The following is a 530-nucleotide window of genomic DNA, read 5'->3' on the forward strand; positions in this document are numbered from 1 at the left end:
AGCCCCGGACATTTTCGGCGCAGGACCTCTCGACCAGTGAGCTATTACGCACTCTTTTAATGTATGGCTGCTTCTAAGCCAACATCCTGGTTGTCTTCGAAATCCCACATCCTTTTCCACTTAACACACATTTTGGGACCTTAGCCGGTGGTCTGGGCTCTTTCCCTTTCGACTATCCAACTTATCTCGTATAGTCTGACTCCCATACATCATCTACGCGGCATTCGGAGTTTGATATTCTTCGGTAAGCTTTGACGCCCCCTAGGAAATTCAGTGCTCTACCTCCGCAAGACTCGTATGAGGCTAGCCCTAAAGCTATTTCGAGGAGAACCAGCTATCTCCGGGTTCGATTGGAATTTCTCCCCTACCCACACCTCATCGCCACCCTTTTCAACGGATGTGCGTTCGGTCCTCCATTGCCTTTTACGGCAACTTCAACCTGGACATGGGTAGATCACCCGGTTTCGGGTCTGCTCCGACTGACTATATTCGCCCTATTCAGACTTGGTTTCCCTTCGGCTCCGGACCTT

Annotated in this window: 1 rRNA gene; it reads right to left on the reverse strand. The window is 50.6% G+C overall.

Annotated features, from left to right (window positions below):
- Nucleotides 1–530 (reverse strand): 23S ribosomal RNA (locus ACTQXY_RS15560); the annotation flags it as partial.

The organism is Faecalimonas sp. LCP19S3_D12, assembly GCF_052121495.1.
Taxonomy (GTDB): Bacteria; Bacillota; Clostridia; order Lachnospirales; family Lachnospiraceae; genus Faecalimonas.